Source organism: Streptomyces rhizosphaerihabitans (genome assembly GCF_025399795.1).
Classification (GTDB): Bacteria; Actinomycetota; Actinomycetes; order Streptomycetales; family Streptomycetaceae; genus Streptomyces; species Streptomyces rhizosphaerihabitans.
The window spans coordinates 1-18,187 of sequence record NZ_JAODTZ010000017.1; the positions used below are offsets into that span (position 1 = coordinate 1).

At 69.9% G+C, this 18,187-nt stretch carries 15 protein-coding genes and 2 pseudogenes; 12 read left to right on the plus strand and 5 right to left on the minus strand.

The genetic code is table 11. From position 1 onward, the window contains the following. From N4G66_RS18565 to N4G66_RS18580, 4 genes are all read right to left on the minus strand, one after another. A partial coding sequence (locus N4G66_RS18565) for a 2-oxoacid:acceptor oxidoreductase family protein (protein ID WP_261705257.1) occupies positions 1-535 on the minus strand: 535 nt, incomplete at its 3' end. 237 nt (positions 536-772) lie between these two features. Continuing rightward, positions 773-1,432, minus strand: coding sequence for a response regulator transcription factor (locus tag N4G66_RS18570; protein WP_315903659.1), 660 nt, complete (start codon positions 1,430-1,432; stop codon positions 773-775). 396 nt (positions 1,433-1,828) lie between these two features. Further along, positions 1,829-3,184, minus strand: coding sequence for a sensor histidine kinase (locus N4G66_RS18575; RefSeq protein WP_261705259.1), 1,356 nt, complete (start codon positions 3,182-3,184; stop codon positions 1,829-1,831). A 560-nt stretch (positions 3,185-3,744) separates the two neighbouring features. Then, entirely contained in the window at positions 3,745-4,944 is a 1,200-nt protein-coding gene (locus N4G66_RS18580; protein WP_261705260.1) for a sensor histidine kinase, read from the minus strand. 328 nt (positions 4,945-5,272) lie between these two features. Between N4G66_RS18580 and N4G66_RS18585 the strand changes: the two genes are divergently transcribed. The 12 genes and pseudogenes from N4G66_RS18585 to N4G66_RS18640 all read left to right on the plus strand — a co-directional run. Next, a complete protein-coding gene (locus N4G66_RS18585) occupies positions 5,273-5,686 on the plus strand; it encodes an NADH-quinone oxidoreductase subunit A (protein WP_261705261.1) in 414 nt (137 codons plus the stop codon). After that, positions 5,677-6,306 (plus strand): annotated as a pseudogene (locus N4G66_RS18590) (NADH-quinone oxidoreductase subunit B); the annotation flags it as partial. The gene N4G66_RS18585 and the pseudogene N4G66_RS18590, both read left to right, overlap by 10 nt. 230 nt (positions 6,307-6,536) lie before the next feature. Next, positions 6,537-8,018, plus strand: coding sequence for an NADH-quinone oxidoreductase subunit C (locus N4G66_RS18595; protein ID WP_261705262.1), 1,482 nt, complete (start codon positions 6,537-6,539; stop codon positions 8,016-8,018). Beyond that, the gene (locus N4G66_RS18600) at positions 8,015-8,983 is read left to right on the plus strand and encodes a complex I subunit 1/NuoH family protein (RefSeq protein WP_261705263.1); all 969 of its coding nucleotides are present in this window, start codon (positions 8,015-8,017) and stop codon (positions 8,981-8,983) included. The genes N4G66_RS18595 and N4G66_RS18600 overlap by 4 nt, the downstream gene beginning before the upstream one ends. A 2-nt stretch (positions 8,984-8,985) precedes the next feature. Continuing rightward, on the plus strand, positions 8,986-9,792 hold the full coding sequence (locus N4G66_RS18605) for a NuoI/complex I 23 kDa subunit family protein (RefSeq protein WP_261705264.1): 807 nt from the start codon (positions 8,986-8,988) through the stop codon (positions 9,790-9,792). Further along, positions 9,789-10,457 carry an NADH-quinone oxidoreductase subunit J family protein gene (locus N4G66_RS18610; protein WP_261705265.1) on the plus strand — a complete coding sequence of 223 codons (669 nt, stop codon included), beginning with the start codon at positions 9,789-9,791 and terminating at the stop codon, positions 10,455-10,457. The genes N4G66_RS18605 and N4G66_RS18610 overlap by 4 nt, the downstream gene beginning before the upstream one ends. Then, a complete protein-coding gene (gene nuoK / locus N4G66_RS18615) occupies positions 10,457-10,837 on the plus strand; it encodes an NADH-quinone oxidoreductase subunit NuoK (protein WP_261705266.1) in 381 nt (126 codons plus the stop codon). Before N4G66_RS18610 ends, nuoK begins: the two co-directional genes overlap by 1 nt. After that, positions 10,834-12,825, plus strand: a complete 1,992-nt coding sequence (locus N4G66_RS18620; protein ID WP_261705267.1) for an NADH-quinone oxidoreductase subunit 5 family protein — start codon at positions 10,834-10,836, stop codon at positions 12,823-12,825. Before nuoK ends, N4G66_RS18620 begins: the two co-directional genes overlap by 4 nt. A 6-nt stretch (positions 12,826-12,831) precedes the next feature. After that, positions 12,832-14,406 carry a complex I subunit 4 family protein gene (locus N4G66_RS18625; RefSeq protein ID WP_261705268.1) on the plus strand — a complete coding sequence of 525 codons (1,575 nt, stop codon included), beginning with the start codon at positions 12,832-12,834 and terminating at the stop codon, positions 14,404-14,406. Beyond that, the gene (locus N4G66_RS18630; RefSeq protein WP_261705269.1) at positions 14,403-15,902 is read left to right on the plus strand and encodes an NADH-quinone oxidoreductase subunit N; all 1,500 of its coding nucleotides are present in this window, start codon (positions 14,403-14,405) and stop codon (positions 15,900-15,902) included. The genes N4G66_RS18625 and N4G66_RS18630 overlap by 4 nt, the downstream gene beginning before the upstream one ends. 301 nt (positions 15,903-16,203) lie before the next feature. Then, the gene (gene htpX, locus N4G66_RS18635; RefSeq protein WP_261705270.1) at positions 16,204-17,067 is read left to right on the plus strand and encodes a zinc metalloprotease HtpX; all 864 of its coding nucleotides are present in this window, start codon (positions 16,204-16,206) and stop codon (positions 17,065-17,067) included. Then, a pseudogene (locus N4G66_RS18640) lies at positions 17,064-17,180 on the plus strand (YccF domain-containing protein); the annotation flags it as partial. The gene htpX and the pseudogene N4G66_RS18640, both read left to right, overlap by 4 nt. Here N4G66_RS18640 and N4G66_RS45655 read toward each other — a convergent pair. After that, entirely contained in the window at positions 17,158-18,150 is a 993-nt protein-coding gene (locus tag N4G66_RS45655) for a replication initiator (RefSeq protein ID WP_315903655.1), read from the minus strand. The pseudogene N4G66_RS18640 and the gene N4G66_RS45655 sit on opposite strands and share 23 nt — an antisense overlap. Positions 18,151-18,187 lie beyond the last annotated feature (37 nt).

Consider the following 18,187-nt stretch of genomic DNA (forward strand, 5'->3'; position numbering starts at 1 on the left):
ACAGCTCGAACTCCTTGAGCGCCTCGACGGTCATCGTCGTGAGCGGGACGGGATGGACGTTGTAGCCGTCCAGCGAGCCGTCCTCCAGCGGGTTGGCCGCGTAGCCGACCTTCGACATCGCCCGTTTGGTGAACTCGTCCGTGTTGACGATGATCTCGGCACCGCGCGGCACATCGGCGATGTTCGCCTTCAGGGCCGCCGGATTCATGGCCACGAGGACGTTGGGCGCGTCGCCGGGAGTGAGGATGTCGTGGTCGGCGAAGTGCAGTTGGAAAGACGAAACGCCCGGCAGGGTGCCTGCGGGCGCGCGGATCTCGGCAGGGAAGTTCGGCAGGGTCGAGAGGTCGTTGCCGAAGGAGGCAGTTTCCGATGTGAAGCGGTCGCCGGTGAGCTGCATACCGTCACCGGAGTCCCCCGCGAACCGGATGATGACCCGGTCGAGCCGGCGGACGTCCTTCGCCCCCGGCGGTTTGCGCTGTTCTCCTACGACGGCTTCGTCGGCCTGTTCCGTTGGGCTGCTGACCTTGCTCGTCACTGAACTGGACCTCCTTTGAGGCGGCTGTCCGGGAGTGGCCTTCCCGCAGACCCTTCCTTTTTCAACCCTACGTCGGTAAGGGTCGCCTTCCTTAGGCCATTCGCATGATGGACGCAGTTTTGAGACGCCCTGACACCCTGACTTGTCACGATTTTTCCCCGCCCCCGGTCCTCTCTTCGAATGACGCTTCCTGCTCACCCTTTGGTTCGGCTCAACAACTGACAGACTGTCAGCTCGTCATGAGTTCAGGTACGTGAGGACGGCCAGAACACGCCGGTGATCCCCGTCACTTTGCGACAAGCCGAGTTTCTGGAAGATGTTGCTGACGTGCTTCTCGACGGCACCGTCACTGACCACCAGCTGACGGGCGATGGCGGAGTTCGTCCGACCCTCGGCCATGAGTCCGAGAACCTCCCGCTCCCTCGGCGTCAGCCCGGCCAGTACGTCCTGCTTGCGGCTGCGGCCGAGCAGCTGCGCCACGACCTCCGGGTCCAGCGCGGTACCCCCCTGGGCCACCCGTACCACCGCGTCCACGAACTCGCGCACCTCGGCGACCCGGTCCTTGAGCAGATAGCCGACGCCGTGGCTCGAACCGGCCAGCAGTTCGGTGGCGTAGCGCTCCTCCACGTACTGCGACAGCACGAGCACACCGAGTCCCGGATGAGCCTTGCGCAGCTGCACGGCCGCCCGCACGCCTTCGTCGGTGTGCGTCGGCGGCATCCGTACGTCCGCGACCACGACGTCCGGCAGCGCGTCCTGCGCCGCGAACTCGGTGATGGTCTTGATCAGCGCCTCGCCGTCCCCGACCCCCGCCACGACGTCGTGCCCGCGGTCGGTCAGCAACCGGGTCAGGCCCTCCCTGAGCAGCACTGAATCCTCGGCGATGACGACCCGCACTCTGTCCTCCACGATTCCTCGGCCCCCCAGAGCCCACCCCGGGCCGCCCCTGGCTCCGCCGGGTTCGGTCCCGCTCGTACGACAGACCCCAGCATTCCAGCATTCGGACCGGGACGCGCCCGAGCGACGTGAATAGGGGGTCGTCGAGGGGTCCTGGAGACGGTCCTGGAGGAGTCCTGGAGGAGCCCTGGAGGGATCCTGCTCGAAGGGCTGATCTTTCTGTCCCGGTTGTCCGGCCGTTCTCCGGCGCCCGCCCCGGACCTCGCGCCCGGAGCGGGGGCAGAGCTACCCCACCGGGGTACGCGCGGCGGGAACCTCACCCGCGCGGCGGGCACCTCACGACCCACGCGGGTACCCCGGTGGGGTGCACCGGGGTACCCGCGGAGCCGGAATGTCTCAGCCCCGCCAGGGCAGCTCCGCCGTGATCAGGGTGGGACCGGCCACCGGCGAGTCCACCACCAGGATTCCGTCCACCGCGTCGAGCCGCTCCGCGAGCCCCGCCAGGCCTGACCCCGCGGAGACACCGGCCCCGCCGACCCCGTTGTCACCGACCTGGATCATCAGCCGGTTCTCGACCCGCCACACATCCACGGTCGCCCGCGTCGCACGGGAGTGCTTGCTGATGTTCTGCAGCAGCTCGGAGACGGTGAAGTAGGCGATCCCCTCGATCGCGGGCGCCGGCCGTGCCGGCAGATCCACCTCCACCTGCACCGGCACCGTGCACCGCGAGGCCACCGCGGACAGCGCCGCGTCGAGCCCGCGGTCGGTCAGCACCGCCGGATGGATGCCGCGCGCGAGGTCCCGCAGCTCCTGCAGTGCCGTCTTGACCTCGCCGTGCGCCTCGTCCACCATCCGCGCCGCGGCCTCGGGGTCCTCGGCCAGCTTCTCCTTGGCGAGCCCCAGGTCCATCGCCAGGGCGACGAGCCGGGCCTGCGCCCCGTCGTGCAGATCGCGCTCGATGCGGCGCAGATCGGCGGCGGCCGTGTCGACCACGACTCCCCGGTCGGACTCCAGCTCCACCACCCGCGTGGCCAGCCGCGAGGGGCCGAGCAGCCCGTGCACCATCAACCGGTCCACGGTCGTCAGCGCCCGCACGATCCACGGGGTCGCCAGCGTGAAGAGCAGTCCCACCAGGGCGGTCACCGTGATCTCGAACGGGTTGTCCAGATAGATCGAGTGCGTGCTGTCGCCGTACAGCTGGAGTCCGTCCTGACCGCCGTACATCGGGAAGATCCAGAACCACAGCGGATACGTGAGCAGCGCCCACCCGTACGCCCAGAAGTTCAGAGCCACGACGAAGGAGAACACCGACCACGGGAACTGGACCACCGCGTACAGCAGGTGCCGCCACGACGTGCCGCTCTTGAGTACGGCGCCCATCCACGCCATGGCCCCGTGCTTCTTCATCCGCAGCGGCTCGGGCTCGGCCACCTCGACACCGAGCAGCCCACGCGCCCGCGCCCGCTCCAGCGAGCCGAAGCCGCGGCAGCCGGCCAGCGCGGCGGCGAGCACCGGGATGCCCAGGAAGGTGATCAGCAGGCCCGCGCCGAGCGAGACCATCGTGACGGCGAACACGAACATGATGATCCCGAGCGGCAGGCCCAGCATCACATAGCCGAACTCACGCCAGCTGCGGGCCTCGATCGGTGCCCGCAGCGGGGCCGGAAGACGGTGGCGCCGCTCGCCGGCACCCGCCCCGTCGAATCCGGGACCGCTCCGGTGCCCGTATCCGTGTCCGTACTCCGTGGCCATCGGTTCGTCCGTTCTCTCGTCCGGTCCTGCGCCCCGTCTCGTCCTGCGCCTGGACTCGTTCCGCGCGTCGGCTTGTTCCGCGCGTCGGCTCCTCCATCAACCCTGCCGCCCGGAACGTCCGCCGGACATGGAGCGGATCGGCCTCTTGAACGGGGGGTTTTCCCTACCTCCGCGAACCAGGGCGGGGCCCGTGCCGGGGTTTCTCCGTCCAGGGTCCTCGGCCCATGCCTCTCCAGGCTCCAGTCTTCAGCCTCCGGCCGGAGGTGCCCCGGCCGGAGGTGCCCCGGCCGGAGGTGCCCCGGTCGAGGTGTCCACCGAGTGAACCGGGCCCGCTCGGCAGCGTGGACCGGGCCTGCTCGGCAGCGTGGACCGGGCCCGCCCTTTTCCGGCCAGCTGTCTTCAGCGGCCCGCCGTCCACCACCGCGTGGGCTCGTTCACCGCGTGGGCTCGTCCGATGGTTACTGCGCGTCTCGTCCCGGCGACTACTGCGCGGGTCGCGCTCCGGCGATCACTGCGGGGGTCGCGCTCCGACGACTACTGCGCGCGTCGCGTTCCGACGGTTACTGCGCGGGTTCGTTCTGGCGGTCCCGCCACGGCAGTTCGGCCGTGATGACCGTCGGGCCGCCCACCGGTGACTCGACGACGAACAGTCCGTCCACCGCGCCGAGCCGGTCCGCGAGCCCCGCAATACCCGTACCGCCGTCGAGGCCGGCCCCGCCCCGGCCGTCGTCCGAGACCTGGATGAGCAGGCGCTCGTCCGTCCGCCAGACCTCGACGGACGCAGACCTCGCCCCGCTGTGCTTGCTGACGTTCTGGAGCAGCTCGGAGACGGTGAAATAGGCGATGCCCTCGATGGCGGCGGCCGGCCGCGTCTCCAGTTCGGCGGTCACCTTCACGGGCACGGTGCACCGCGAGGCGATCGCGGACAGGGCGGCGTCCAGACCCCGGTCGGTGAGGACCGCCGGGTGGATGCCGCGGGCCAGATCACGCAGTTCCTGGAGGGCGAGCTTCACCTCGCCGTGCGCCTCGTCGACCATCGACGCCGCGGCGTCGGGGTCTTCCAGGAGCTTCTCCTTCGCCAGGCCGAGCCCCATCGCGAGATTGACGAGCCGGGCCTGCGCCCCGTCGTGCAGATCGCGCTCGATTCGACGCAGATCGGCGGCGGCCGTGTCGACCACGACCCCGCGGTCCGACTCCAGTTCGGCGATGCGCCGCTCCAACTCGTCGGAGGGGGACAGCAGCCCGCGCACCATCGCCCGGTCCACGTTCGTCAGCCCCCGCGCGATGAACGGCAGCACCGGCCACAGCACGAACAGCGACACGAGCGTCACCGTGAAGGTGACGACGCCCCAGGGCAGCCGTATCAGGTCGTACAGCACCGCGCGCCAGCCCACCGGGTCCTTCAGGCTCGACCACAGCCAGCCGAAGAAACCGGTCCGGCGCACCGGCAACGGGCTCGGCTCGTCGATCCGCAGCCTCAACAGCCGCCGCGCCCGCGCCCGCTCCACCTTGCCGAGTTGTCGCGAACCCCGCAGCCCGGCCGCGAGCAGCGGCAGTCCGACGACCGTCACCGCGAGCCCCGCGCCCGTGGCGAGCATCGTCACCACGTACACGAATCCGATGATCGAGGTCGGCAGGTTCGCCAGGAGATGGGCGATCTCCAGCCAGGTCTGCCGGGCGAGGGCGAGTCTCGCGGGGGACAGCCGGTCACCGTCGGACGGATCGTCCGGCGGACTGGTGGGCGCGATGCGTTCGGTCATATCCGCTAGCCTGCCCGGCGGCGCGCCGCCGCGCCATGAGGTGGACCGCCGCGATGCACTGGGGAAAACCCCACCCCCAGGGGTGACGGCCGGACGTGACGACAGTCCGGCACAGGATGCGACGACGAGGCGGCGCCGGGACGCGTTCACACCGTGAGACGTGAACGGGTCACTGGTGGTCGAGGGATGGTCGAGGCGTGACGGGCTGCTTACGCTCTCTTTAGCAGGCCCTAGACTCCCGTCCGTACAGATCGTCGAACATGGCGCATCACAGAGTGCGCGACGGCGTACGACGGGGCGCAACGAGGTCAGGGAGTGAGGGGCTGACGTGCCGGAACCGACCGTTCTCGCGGCGACCGGGGCCGTCGTCGCGGCGGACTACTTCCAGTCCTACTCGGTCGTCGGACTGCTCGCCGTCGTGGGCGTGCTGTTCGTCGCCGTCGCCTTCGGGGCAGGCCGTCTGCTGCGGCCCGTGGTCCCCACCCCCGAGAAACTCCTGACGTACGAGTGCGGTGTCGACCCCGTCGGCGAGGGCTGGGCCCACACTCAGGTCCGCTACTACGTGTACGCCTTCCTCTACGTCATCTTCGCCGTCGACTCGATCTTCCTCTTCCCCTGGGCCACGGTCTTCGCCGCTCCCGGCTACGGCGCCGCGACGCTCGTCGAGATGTTCATCTTCCTCGGCTTCCTGGCCGTGGGCCTGCTGTACGCATACAAGAAGGGCGTCCTGACATGGACGTGACCCCCTCCGCCCCGGAACAGCCGGTGCTGCTGCCCGAGCCCAAGCGGCTCGGCGCGCTCGCCCGTCTCGCCCCCGAGCCCATGAAGGTGGTCCTGAACTGGGGCCGCCGCTACTCGCTCTGGGTCTTCAACTTCGGCCTCGCCTGCTGCGCGATCGAGTTCATCGCCGCGTCGATGGCCCGCCACGACTTCATCCGCCTCGGCGTGATCCCGTTCGCGCCGGGCCCCCGCCAGGCCGACCTGATGGTGGTGTCGGGCACGGTCACGGACAAGATGGCGCCTGCCGTCAAGCGCCTGTACGAGCAGATGCCCGAACCGAAGTACGTCATCTCCTTCGGTGCCTGCTCCAACTGCGGCGGCCCGTACTGGGACTCCTACTCCGTCACCAAGGGCGTCGACCAGATCATCCCTGTCGACGTCTACGTCCCCGGGTGCCCGCCCCGCCCCGAAGCCCTTCTCCAGGGCATCCTCAAGCTCCAGGAGAAGATCGCCCGGGAATCGCTGGGGGAGCGTTACGGGTTCGACGCGCCGCGACCGTCGGCCGCCGCACTCCAGAGCGGTCTGATGAAGCCACCGGCACCGCCCACGGAGGTCCCGGCCGCACCCACGGAGGCCCCGACCGCGTCCGAGCAGGCTCCGACCGCGTCCGAGCAGGCTCCGGTCGCGCCCAAGGAGGGCCCGGCCACTTCCATGGAGGGCCCGGCCGACATCGGGGACAAGCCGACCACCCCCCAGGCGGATCCGATCGCTCCTGAGGCGGATCAGACTGCTGCTGGGGCAGATCCGACTGCTCCCGGGGCGGCTTCGACCGCTCCTGGGGTGGATTCGACCACCCCCGGCGAGGAGGACCGATGACCGTCGGCTGGCTCCCTGGTCCCGCCGAGGAACTCTTCGGCCCCGACGCCACGGCCGAGGAGTCGTACGAGGTCCTGACGGTCGACGTACCGCCGGCATCCTGGATCGCGGCCCTGGCGACGGCCCGCGACGCGCTGGGCTGCACCTACTTCGACTGGCTGAGCGCCGTCGACGAACCCGGCACGGGCTTTCTCGTCTCGGCCCACGTCGTGGCCCTGTCCCCGGTACGTCGCCTCCTCGTCCGTACGACCGTCCCGCACACGGCCCCGGTCCTCCCGTCGGCGGTCTCCGTCTACGCGGGCGCCGCCTGGCACGAGCGCGAGACCCACGAGATGTTCGGGGTGACCTTCGAGGGCCACCCCGGCCTCGACCCGCTGCTCCTGCCGGAGGGCTTCGAAGGCCACCCCCTCCGCAAGGACTTCGTCCTGGCCGCCCGTGTCGCCAAGGCCTGGCCCGGCGCGAAGGAACCCGGCGAGTCCGAGCACGGCGGCCCGAAGCGCCGCCAGATGCTGCCGCCCGGCGTCCCCGACCCCAACGAGTGGGGCCCGCTCAAGGGCCAACTCCCCCCGGCTCCGTCCCGCCCGGCCCGTGGCGCGGCCCGCCCCGTCGGCGACCGCCCGGTGCGCAGGGCCCGCACGGCGGGGGAGGGCTCGGCCAGCCAGGCGCCTGCCGCACCCGCCGACGCAACCGCGGGCGCCACGAGTGCAGGTGCGGCTTCCGTTGGGGCGAGCACCGCCTCCGGTGCGGAAGCCGCGCGACCCGCACGCCGAGCCCGCAGCGCAAGCCAGGGCTCCGCGACCCAACGGGCACATCAGACGGCCCCTTCGGATCCGACGACTCCCTCGAATCCGGCAACTCCCTCGGATTCGACGTCCGTCTCGCAGCCGACCGCCGCAACGGAACCGACGGCCCCCTCCGCGCCGACGGCTCCCTCCGAACCGACCACGCCGGCGAGTGCCTCTCGGGCAGGCGAGCCCGACTCGGCGACGACGCCCGTCAGAAGGCCTGCCGCGTCGCGCAGCTCGGATGCTCCCTGGCACCAGGCGAAGCCCGCATTCGACGATTCGGAGCCGAAGGCGGAACGGGGACCGAAGCCCCCGGCGACACCGGAACCGAAGCTCCCGGTGTCACCGGAACCGAAGCTCCCGGTGACACCGGAACCGAAGTCGGAGGCAGCGCCGGAGTCGAAGCCGGAGGCGGTGTCTGCCCCGACCTCTGAGGCGAAGCCCGAGGCCGCGCCGGAGCCGGAGCCCGAGGCGGCGTCTGCCTCGACCTGCGAGGCGAAACCCGAGCCCGAGCCGGATTCCGGGAGTGAGCCCGAGCCCCGCCCGGGGGCGATGCCCGAGCCGGAGTCCGATCCGGAGCCAGGTCAGGAGCCGAAGGCGAAGCCCAGCCCCCAGCAGGATTCCCCCGACTCGAACTCCGTCGCCCCGGAGTCGACCCCCACCCCCGACGACCCCACCGGAGGTACGCAGTGAACGACGCTCTCGACGTCGCCCTACGCCTCCTCGTCGTCTTCGTCGTGTTCCTGACGTTCCCCCTGATCGTCGGCCAGACCGAGCACAAGGTGATGGCCCACATGCAGGGCCGCCTCGGCCCGATGTACGCGGGCGGCTTCCACGGCTGGGCCCAACTCGTCGCGGACGGCGTGAAGTTCGCGCAGAAGGAAGACATCGTCCCCGCGGGCGCGGACCGGCGCATCTTCCAGCTCGCCCCCGCCGTCGCTCTCCTCCCGTACCTCCTGGTCCTCCTTGTCATCCCGATCGGCCCGGGTGAGGGCGCGGTCGGCGAGGTCGTCGACGCGGGCATCTTCTTCGTCCTCGCCGTCATGGGCGTGGGCGTCCTCGGCTCCCTCATGGCGGGCTGGGCGTCGGCCAACAAGTTCTCCCTCCTCGGCGGCCTGCGCACCGCCGCCCAGCTCCTCGCGTACGAGCTCCCGATGCTCCTGACCGCGGCCTCCGTCGCGATGGCGGCCGGCACGGTCTCGCTCCCGGGCATCGTGGAAGCCTTCCAGTGGTGGTGGCTGCCCTGGCAGATCGTCGGCGCGATCGTGTTCTTCACCGCAGGCCTCGCCGAACTCCAACGGCCCCCCTTCGACATGCCCGTCGCCGACTCCGAGATCATCTTCGGCGCGTACACCGAGTACACGGGCCTGCGTTTCGCCCTGTTCCTGCTCGCCGAGTACGCCGGAATCGTCGTCCTGTGCGGCCTGACCACCGTCCTCTTCCTGGGCGGCTGGCACGGCCCCTGGGGCGCCGACGGCCTCGGCTGGGTCTGGACCCTCCTGAAGAGCGCGATCCTCGCCTTCGTCGTCATCTGGCTCCGCGTCACCTACCCCCGCCTGCGCGAGGACCAGCTCCAGAAGCTCTCCTGGACCCTCCTCGTTCCCCTGTCCCTCGCCCAGATCGCCCTCACCGGCATCGTCAAGGTGGTGATCGCGTAACCATGGCCCCCATTCCTGGCTCCGGCCTCGCCAAGGGCCTAGCCGTCACCCTCCGCACGATGACGAAGAAGACCGTCACCGCGCAGTACCCGGACGCCCAGCCCCAACTCCCGCCCCGCACCCGCGGCGTCATCGCCCTGTTCGAAGAGAACTGCACGGTCTGCATGCTGTGCGCCCGCGAGTGCCCGGACTGGTGCATCTACATCGACTCCCACAAGGAGACGGTCCCGCCCGCCGCCCCGGGTGGCCGCGAGCGCAGCCGCAACGTCCTCGACCGCTTCGCCATCGACTTCTCCCTGTGCATGTACTGCGGTATCTGCATCGAGGTCTGTCCTTTCGACGCGCTGTTCTGGACCCCGGAGTTCGAGTACGCGGAGACCGACATCCACGAACTCACCCACGAACGCGACAAGCTCCGCGAGTGGATGTGGACCGTCCCGGCTCCGCCCGCCCTCGACCCGGGCGCCGAGGAGCCCAAGGAGATCGTGGCCGCCCGCAAGACCGCCGACAAACTCGCGGCCGAACAGGCAGCCGAGGCCGAGCGAGCCGAGCAGGCAGCCCAGTCCGAGCAGGCCACGGATGCCGACGCCGAGCAGGCAGCCCAGGCTGGGCAGGCCACGGATGCCGACGCCGAGCAGGCAGCCCAGGCTGGGCAGGCCACGGATGCCGACGCCGAGCAGGCAGCCCAGGCTGGGCAGGCCGGGCGGACAGGGCAGGCGACACCGGAGGCGCAGGCCGACCCCTCGGCCTCCGCATCGGCCGATTCCCCGGCCACACCCCCCTCCGGTCCGCAGGAGGGACAGTCGTGACCTTCACAGCAGCAGCCACGGCCACGGTGGCCCACGCGACCACCACGGTCGCCGCCGAACACCACGGCTTCCTCTCTCCGACCGGCGTCGAGATCGCCTTCCTCCTCGTCGGCCTGCTCACCTTCGGCGCCGCGGTCGTCACCGTCACCACCAAGCAACTGGTGCACGCCGCACTGTGGCTGGTGGTCGCCCTCGGCGGCCTCGCCGTCGAATACCTGCTGCTGACGGCCGAATTCATCGCCTGGGTGCAGGTCCTCATCTACGTCGGGTCCGTCGTCGTCCTCCTTCTGTTCGGCCTGATGCTCACCAGGGCCCCGATCGGCCGCTCCCCGGACGCCGACTCAGGCAACCGCTGGGCCGCCCTGACCGTGGCCGTCGCCTCGGCCGGCGCGCTGGTCTGGGTCGTCGTCGACGCCTTCCGCACGACCTGGGTCGACCTGAACGGCGCCGCCGCCGGCTCCACCGAGGTGACCGGAGCGAGCCTCTTCCAGAACTGGGTCCTTCCCTTCGAAGCGCTCTCCGTCCTCCTCCTCGCCGCCCTCGTCGGCGCGATCGTCCTCTCCCGCAAGGCGAAGGCGGCCGCCGCCGGGACGACCACCGCCCCGCAGGTCCCCGGAAGCCGCGACGGCAAACGAGCCACGGAAGACAAGGAAGGAGTCCGCTGATGCACCTCGCCTATCCCGCCGTGCTCGCAGCCCTCCTGTTCTGCACGGGCCTGTACGGAGTCCTCGCGCGCCGCAACGCGATCCTGGTACTGATGTCGGTCGAGCTGATGCTCAATGCCGTCAACCTGAACCTCGTCGCCTTCGACGTCTGGCTCTCCAGAGCCGCCCGCGACACGCTGCACTCCGGCCAGGCCCTGACCCTGTTCACCATCGCCATCGCCGCCGCCGAGATCGGCATCGGCCTGGCGATCGTCCTTGCCGTGTACCGCAACGGCGGCACCTCGGACATCGACAAGCTCCGCGACACGGCCGAGGGCCACGGCCCCGACGACCCCGACAGCGACGCCCCCGCGGCCGAGAAGGCTGAGGCCACCGCGTGACCACGACCAACCTCGCCGTCCTCGTTCCCCTCCTTCCGTTCCTCGGCGCCGTCGCCGGACTCCTCCTCGGCCGCACGGCGCCGGGCTTCGTCCGCCCGCTCGCCGTCCTGCCGACCCTCGCGTCCCTCGTCCTCGCCGTGCTGGTCGCGGTGCATCAGGGCGGAGGGCAGGCCATCGACACGCACACCGAACTCACCCCGACCGGTTCGGTCCCCATCGAACTGGGCCTGCACATCGACGGCTTCGCCGCCCTCGTCGCCGTACTCGTCGGCGTCGTCGCCACCTGCGTGCAGATCTATTCGACGGGCTACCTGCACGACGACCCGCGCTACCCCTCGTACGCCGCTCTCGTCTCCCTGTTCACCTCCGCGATGCTGCTCGTCGTCTACTCGGGCGACCTGATGGTGCTTCTGGTCGGCTGGGAGGTCATGGGCATCTGCTCGTACTTCCTGGTCGGCCACTACTGGGAGACACCCGAGGCCCGCGCCGCCTCCATCAAGGCCTTCCTGGTCACCAAACTCGGCGACGTCCCCTTCCTCATCGGCCTGTTCGCGCTGGCCACCGACGCCGGCTCCTTCCGGATCACCACGGTCCTCGGCACCGTGGCGAGCGGCGGACTGCACCACCCGACCGTGGTCGCCCTGCTGCTCCTCGCGGGCGTGGCGGGCAAGTCGGCGCTGTTCCCGCTGCACACCTGGCTGCCCGACGCGATGGCGGGCCCCACACCCGTCTCCGCGCTGATCCACGCCGCGACGATGGTCGCCGCCGGTATCTACTTCGTCGCCCGGCTCCTCCCCGTCTTCCAGGCCTCCGCGGCCGCGATGGTCGTCCTCGCAGTCATGGCCGGTGTCACGATGGTCGGTTCGGGACTTGCGGCGCTCGCCCAGGACGACATCAAGCGGGTCCTCGCCTACTCGACGATCGGCCAGCTCGGCTACATGGCCGGCGCCCTCGCCGTCGGCGACCGCGGTGCCGCCGTCTTCCACCTCCTCGCGCACGGCGCCTTCAAGGCGCTGCTGTTCCTCGCCGCCGGCGTGATCATCCACGCCTCCGGCACCAACTCGCTCGCCGTCATGTCCCGGATGAAGGACCTGCGCACCCGTGTCCCCGACGCCTTCTGGACGATGACCGTGGCGCTGCTCGCGCTCGCGGCGATCCCTCCTTTCAGCGGCTTCTTCTCCAAGGAGGCCGTCCTCGGCGCTGCCGAGCACGTCGCCACCGGTCACACCGAGCAAGCTCCCGGCGCTGCGGGCTGGATCGTCCTGGTCACCGGCCTGGTCACCGCCGTCCTCACCGCCGCGTACGCGACCCGGCTGTGGCTGCTGGCCTTCCGCGGCCACGGACCCGAGGCCCCCGACCACGGCAGGCAACCGATCACCATGACGGCCGTGCTGTGGGTGCTCGCCATCCCCTCGCTCGCGTTCGGTCTGGCGTTCGGCCCGCTGCCCGACTGGTTCGACGGCCGAGATCTGACCCCGGTCCTCACCACCTCGGTACTCGGCACGGGTCTCGCCCTGGTCGGCGGCATCGTCACCTACGGAGCCTGGCGGCACACCACGGCCCTGGCGGCCCGCGTACCGATGGGCGCGGTCGCGGCCCACCCCGGTGCCGATGCCGGACAGGTCGAGGCCGAAGCCATCGCCGGTCACGAACCCGCCTTCGGAGACGTGGCCTACGCCCCTGACCCGGCGGATCCGGGCCGACTGCTGCTCGGCCCGCTGCACCGCCACGCGGCCGTCGGCTTCCACCTCGACGCCGTGTACACCGTGCTGTTCGTCCGCCCGGTCCAGGCCGGAGCCTCGCTCGTCCGGTTCCTCGACCGAGAGGTCGTCGACACCTACGTACGCGGCGCGGGCGCCCTACCCCGCTGGCTCGGCACGGCCGTACGGCGTGCGCAGACCGGCAATGTGCAGACCTATGTGAGCGCGCTGCTCGCCGGCACCGTCGTCCTGGTGGTCGCCGCCCTCCTCGTCGCCACGGGAGCGTGAGCACGCGTGATCGATATCAGTGAATCCGTGATGCAGATTCTTCTCGCGTTGATCGTCGTCGGCCCGCTCATCGGGGCCGCCGCCACCCTGCTGCCGGCCCCGCCCGGGCTGAAGGGGAAGTCGCCCGAGCAGGCGGTGCTGCGGCACGGCGTGACCGTCACGGGCGTGGTCCTCATCGCCGCGATCGTCCTCGCACTCGGCTTCGACCACGACCATCCGTCGAAGATGCAGGCCACGACGGACATCAGCTGGATCCCCGCACTCGACGTGCGGATCCACCTCGGCATCGACGGCATTTCCCTCCCCCTTCTGGTCCTGACCGCGCTGCTGACCTTCCTCTGCGCGCTGTACTCCTACTTCAAGATGCCCGCGGGCCCGACCCCGAAGGCATTCGTCGCCCTGCTGCTCGTCCTCGAGTCCGGCACGCTCGCGACCTTCGCCGTCCTCGATCTGCTGCTGTTCTTCCTCGCGTTCGAGACGGTCCTCATCCCGATGTACTTCCTCATCGCCCGCTGGGGCGGTGCCCAGCGCCAGGCCGCGGCCTGGAAGTTCATCCTCTACACCCTGCTCGGTTCGGTCGTCATGCTGCTCGGTCTGCTCCTGATCGGAATCAAGACGGGCACATTCGACATGGTGGCACTCGCCACTGACAACGGCCGGTCGCTGAGTACATCCGTGCAGGTCACCGCCGTTCTGGCGATCGGGATCGGGCTCGCGGTCAAGACGCCGATGTGGCCGCTGCACAGCTGGCTGCCCGACGCCCACACCGCCGCTCCGACCGTCGGCTCGGTGCTGCTGGCCGGCGTCATGCTGAAGATGGGCACGTACGGGTTCGTCCGGATCCTGCTGCCCATCGCGCCGGACGGCTTCCGGACCTTCGCCCCCTACCTCGCCGCCTTCGCCGTGGTCGGGATCATCTACGGCTCCCTGGCCTGTCTGGCCCTCGCCAAGCAGGGCGCGAAGGGCGACCTCAAACGGCTCATCGCCTACTCCTCCGTCGGCCACATGGGCTTCGTCCTGCTCGGCATCTCGACGATGACCCCGACCGGCGTGAACGGCGCGCTGTTCGCCAACATCGCCCACGGCCTCATCACCGGCCTCCTCTTCTTCCTCGTCGGAGCGCTGAAGGACCGCACGGGAACCTCCGACCTCGACACCCTCGCTGAGGAGTCCGGCGCCGCGCTGTACGGCAAGGCACCGCGCCTCGGCGGCCTGCTGGCCTTCGCCGCCGTCGCCTCGCTCGGGCTGCCGGGCCTCGCCGGGTTCTGGGGCGAAATGCTGGCGCTGTTCGGCGCGTTCGAGCCCGCCGCCGGCCTCAGCCGTCCCGCCTATCTGACGTTCATGACGATCGCCGCGTTCGGCACGCTGCTCACCGCCGCGTACATGCTCGTCGTCGTACGCCGCGTCTGCATGGGCGCGACGCCCCGGGAGTCGCCGGGACTCGCCGACGTCCAGACCTACGAGTTCGCCGCCTGGACGCCGCTCGTCGCCCTCACCGTCGTCGCCGGTCTGTGGCCCCGGGCCCTGCTCGACCTGACCGACCCGGCCGTACAGCAGCTCCTCGCAGGAGGCACCCGATGAGTTCCCTGGTCCAGTCCGTCGACTGGCTCGCCATCGCGCCGCCGACCCTCGCGGCGGTCGTCGGACTCGTCGTGCTCGTCACCGACCTCTTCATCGGCGACGCGAGGAAGGCCGTCCTCGGCTGGATGTCCGTGGCGGGCCTCGCCGCGTCCGCGCTGTTGCTGCTGCCCCTCAGGGACGGCGACCGGGCCACGTTCTGCCTGACGGGCGAAGCGAGCAGCTGCAGCTACGTGGCGGACCGCTTCACCCTGGTCATCCAGCTCCTGGTTCTCGGCGGCGCGCTCCTCGTCGCCCTGCTGTCGGTCACCGCCCTGAAGGACGCCGACAGGGAACTCCCTGAAGGGGAGTACTGGTTCCTGCTGCTCTCCTCGGCGGCCGGTGCCGCCCTGCTGCCCGCCTCCCGTGACCTCGCGACCCTCATCGTCGCCCTCGAAGTCGCCTCGCTGCCCGCCTTCGCACTCGTCGGCATCAAGCGCGGCGACAAGAAGTCCTCGGAAGCGGCCCTGAAGTTCTTCCTGTCCTCGGTCACCGCGACAGCGGTGAGCCTGATGGGCGTCAGCTTCGTCTACGCGACGACAGGCACCCTCTACCTCACGCAGATCGCGGACCGGATCCAGCACGTCGACGGACAGTTCCACACCCTCGCCCAGACAGGCGTCGTCCTCACCCTGGTCGGCTTCGCCTTCAAGACGGCTGCCGTGCCCTTCCACTTCTGGGTGCCCGACACCTACGTAGGGGCTCCTCTGCCGATCGCCGCCTACCTGTCGGTCGTCGGCAAGGCGGTCGGCTTCTCCGGGCTGATCCTCGTCACCGTCGTGGCCTTCCCGTCGTACGCGGACGTCTGGGGCCCGGCGCTGGCGGCGCTGGCAGCCCTCACCATGACGGTCGGGAACGTCGGCGCCCTGCGGCAGCGGTCCACGCGCGCGTACAGCGCCGTACGGCTGCTCGCCTGGTCCTCCGTCGGACAGGCCGGTTACCTCCTGGTCCCGATCGCGGCCGCCGCCTACTCCAAGAACGCCGAGAACGCCATCGGCTCCACCGTCGCGTACGCCCTCATGTACGCCGCCGTGAACCTCGGCGCCTTCGCCGTGGCCGCCCTGGTGGCCCGCAAAAGCCCCCTGAACCGCATCAGCGACTACCGGGGCCTGTACACCGGGAGCCCCCTCTCCGCGCTGGTGCTCGGCTTCTTCCTGCTCTGTCTCGCCGGTCTGCCGCCGGGCATCATCGGCCTCTTCGCCAAGGTGACCGTCTTCTCGGCGGCAGTCGACGCGGGGCTCGGCTGGCTGGCCGTCGTCATGGCCGTCAATGTGGTGATCGCGCTCTTCTACTACCTTCAGTGGACGACGCTGCTCTTCCGCGCTCCCGAAGGCGAGCCGGGCACGCACCCAGCACCGGTTCCGCTCACCGCGGCCATCGCCCTGACGGCCGTCCTGGGTGTCGTCCTGTCCGGGGCTCCTCAGCTGATCCTGCGCTTCTCGGAGACTGTTCTCTTCTGAACCGTCTCTCCTGAAGCGTCTCTTCCGAAGCGTCTCCGCTGATTCGGCGACCGGTTCCCCGACCCGATCCTCACCGGGTTTCGCCACCCGATCCGACCGGTTTCCCGCCCCGTCCAAGTGCACGCGCGCGTGTGTGGACCGCCGTTCGAATCACCCGGACGGACCACGCGCCAGGCAGTGCGCACAAGGGAACTAGAGCTCTCCGTCTGGCGTTGACCAGTACGGGAGGGTCCACTGAAGAGTGGAAGCAGAGCATCAGCAGGCAAAGGGTTCCCCTGCCGCACGACTTGGAGGGCGTACCGTGCACCGCCGGCACAATGGGCTCAGGACAGCCGTACTCCTCGGGGGACTGTCCGCACTCATCATCGTCATCGGCAGCTTCTTCGGGCGTACAGGTCTGATCGTCGCGCTGTTCATCGCGATCGGGACGAACGCGTACGCGTACTGGAACAGCGACAAACTGGCTCTACGCGCGATGCGCGCCCGCCCGGTGAGTGAGTTCGAGGCCCCGGCTCTCTACCGCATGGTCCGCGATCTCTCGACCCAGGCCCGCCAGCCGATGCCGCGTCTGTACATCTCACCGACTGAGGCGCCGAACGCCTTCGCGACGGGCCGCAACCCGCGCAACGCGGCGGTGTGCTGCACCGAGGGGATCCTGCGCATCCTGGACGAGCGCGAGTTGCGCGGTGTCATCGGCCATGAGCTCAGTCACGTCTACAACCGCGACATCCTGATCTCGTCCGTGGCCGGCGCCCTCGCCTCCGTGATCATGTTCCTGGTCAATTTCGCCTGGCTGATCCCGGTCGGCCGGTCCAACGACGACGACGGTCCCGGCATTCTCGGGATGATCCTGGTCATGATCCTGGGCCCGCTCGCCGCTTCCCTCATCCAGCTCGCCATCAGCCGCTCCCGGGAGTACGAGGCGGACGCGTCCGGTGCCCAGCTCACCGGCGACCCCCTCGCCCTCGCGAGCGCGCTGCGCAAGCTCGACGCCGGCACGAAGCAGCTGCCGCTGCCTCCCGAGCCGCGCATCGAGACCGCGAGCCACATGATGATCGCGAACCCCTTCCGCCCGGGACAGGGAATGTCCAAGATGTTCTCTACGCATCCGCCGATGGCGGAGCGCATCGCCCGGCTGGAGCAGATGGCAGGTCGTCAGCAATGAAGACAGTTCTGAACGTCATTTGGCTCGCCCTGAGCGGCTTCTGGCTGTTCCTCGGGTACCTGGCCGCAGGCGTCATCCTCTGTATCACCATCATCGGCATCCCGTTCGGGATCGTTCTTCTGGGTTCAGCATCGCGCTCGGGTCGACCCGCCCTTCGATGACCATCGGGGGCAGGAGTTGAAGCTCCGGTAGGGGAACCTGTTCCATGTCCGCCAGAGCAGCGTTTACGCGACTCCAGGTGCCGTCGGAGGCCCAGGCGTTGAAGTGCTTCGAAGCCTGGATGGTCGCACCGGTTTCCTTGATCACGTCGGGCCAGGACTTACCGGCGCGAGCCTTGTAGGAGATGGCGTCCACGGATCGACGGACGGTCCCACAGCGCCGCTTCGGGAGCAGGGGAGCGGACCTTTGTCCACTCCTCGTCGGAGAGCCCGGCAGCGGGGATACCAAGGCCGGCAGCGGTGCATCAGACACCCGCTCGGCTGGGGAGAGCGTCTTGTCCGGGGTCCACATCGCTTTGGTGTCAGCTACGGCAACTTCCTCGGTCAGCTGCCGCCTCTCGTGCGAAATCCCTATTGATGGACAGATCTTCGGCGATGCCCGCTGCGGGTAACACAGCTCCGGGGGAGTGTCCTGAGCCGACGTAGCGCCAGTGAGCATCCGTGACGCTGCCGGGAATGGCTTCCTGACCACGGTGCTCGGCTCGGTCGGTGCGCAGGGCCGCGTATGTCGTCGAGTAGGCGCGTGATTGGTGAGGATGTGGCCGCGGTAGCCGAAGGTGTGGGCCCAGGCCCGGAGGTGGAGGGGTGCGCACTCGGGTAGGCAGCCGAGATGTCGGCAGGCACGCATGAGCGCTCGCACGTGGCTGGTGACGCGTGCCGAGTCGATGTCGTCCCAGGCGGTGAGTCGGTAGTCGGTGCCGGCTCCCGTCCCGTGTGCTCCTTTGGTGACGTACTTGGCTATGTATGCGGCTACGGCGTCGTCGTCAGGGCCGTCGGCGTCGGCGTGAAGCGGACGAGCGTCGATCTGCGAGCCCCAGCGCAGAACGAGTCCACCGACCGCAGCGCTGTGTGGCATGCGGACCATGACCCGTTGCGCGGATGCGCGGACTGCATCGGCCAGT

Bases quoted from the DNA above. Each gene is read 5' to 3' on its own strand.
- N4G66_RS18575 (WP_261705259.1), bottom strand. From the start codon at position 3,184: ATGGCCACGGAGTACGGACACGGATACGGGCACCGGAGCGGTCCCGGA.
- N4G66_RS18580 (WP_261705260.1), bottom strand. From the start codon at position 4,944: ATGACCGAACGCATCGCGCCCACCAGTCCGCCGGACGATCCGTCCGAC.
- N4G66_RS18595 (WP_261705262.1), top strand. From the start codon at position 6,537: ATGACCGTCGGCTGGCTCCCTGGTCCCGCCGAGGAACTCTTCGGCCCC.
- N4G66_RS18605 (WP_261705264.1), top strand. From the start codon at position 8,986: ATGGCCCCCATTCCTGGCTCCGGCCTCGCCAAGGGCCTAGCCGTCACC.
- nuoK (WP_261705266.1), top strand. From the start codon at position 10,457: ATGCACCTCGCCTATCCCGCCGTGCTCGCAGCCCTCCTGTTCTGCACG.
- N4G66_RS18630 (WP_261705269.1), top strand. From the start codon at position 14,403: ATGAGTTCCCTGGTCCAGTCCGTCGACTGGCTCGCCATCGCGCCGCCG.
- N4G66_RS45655 (WP_315903655.1), bottom strand. From the start codon at position 18,150: ATGGTCCGCATGCCACACAGCGCTGCGGTCGGTGGACTCGTTCTGCGC.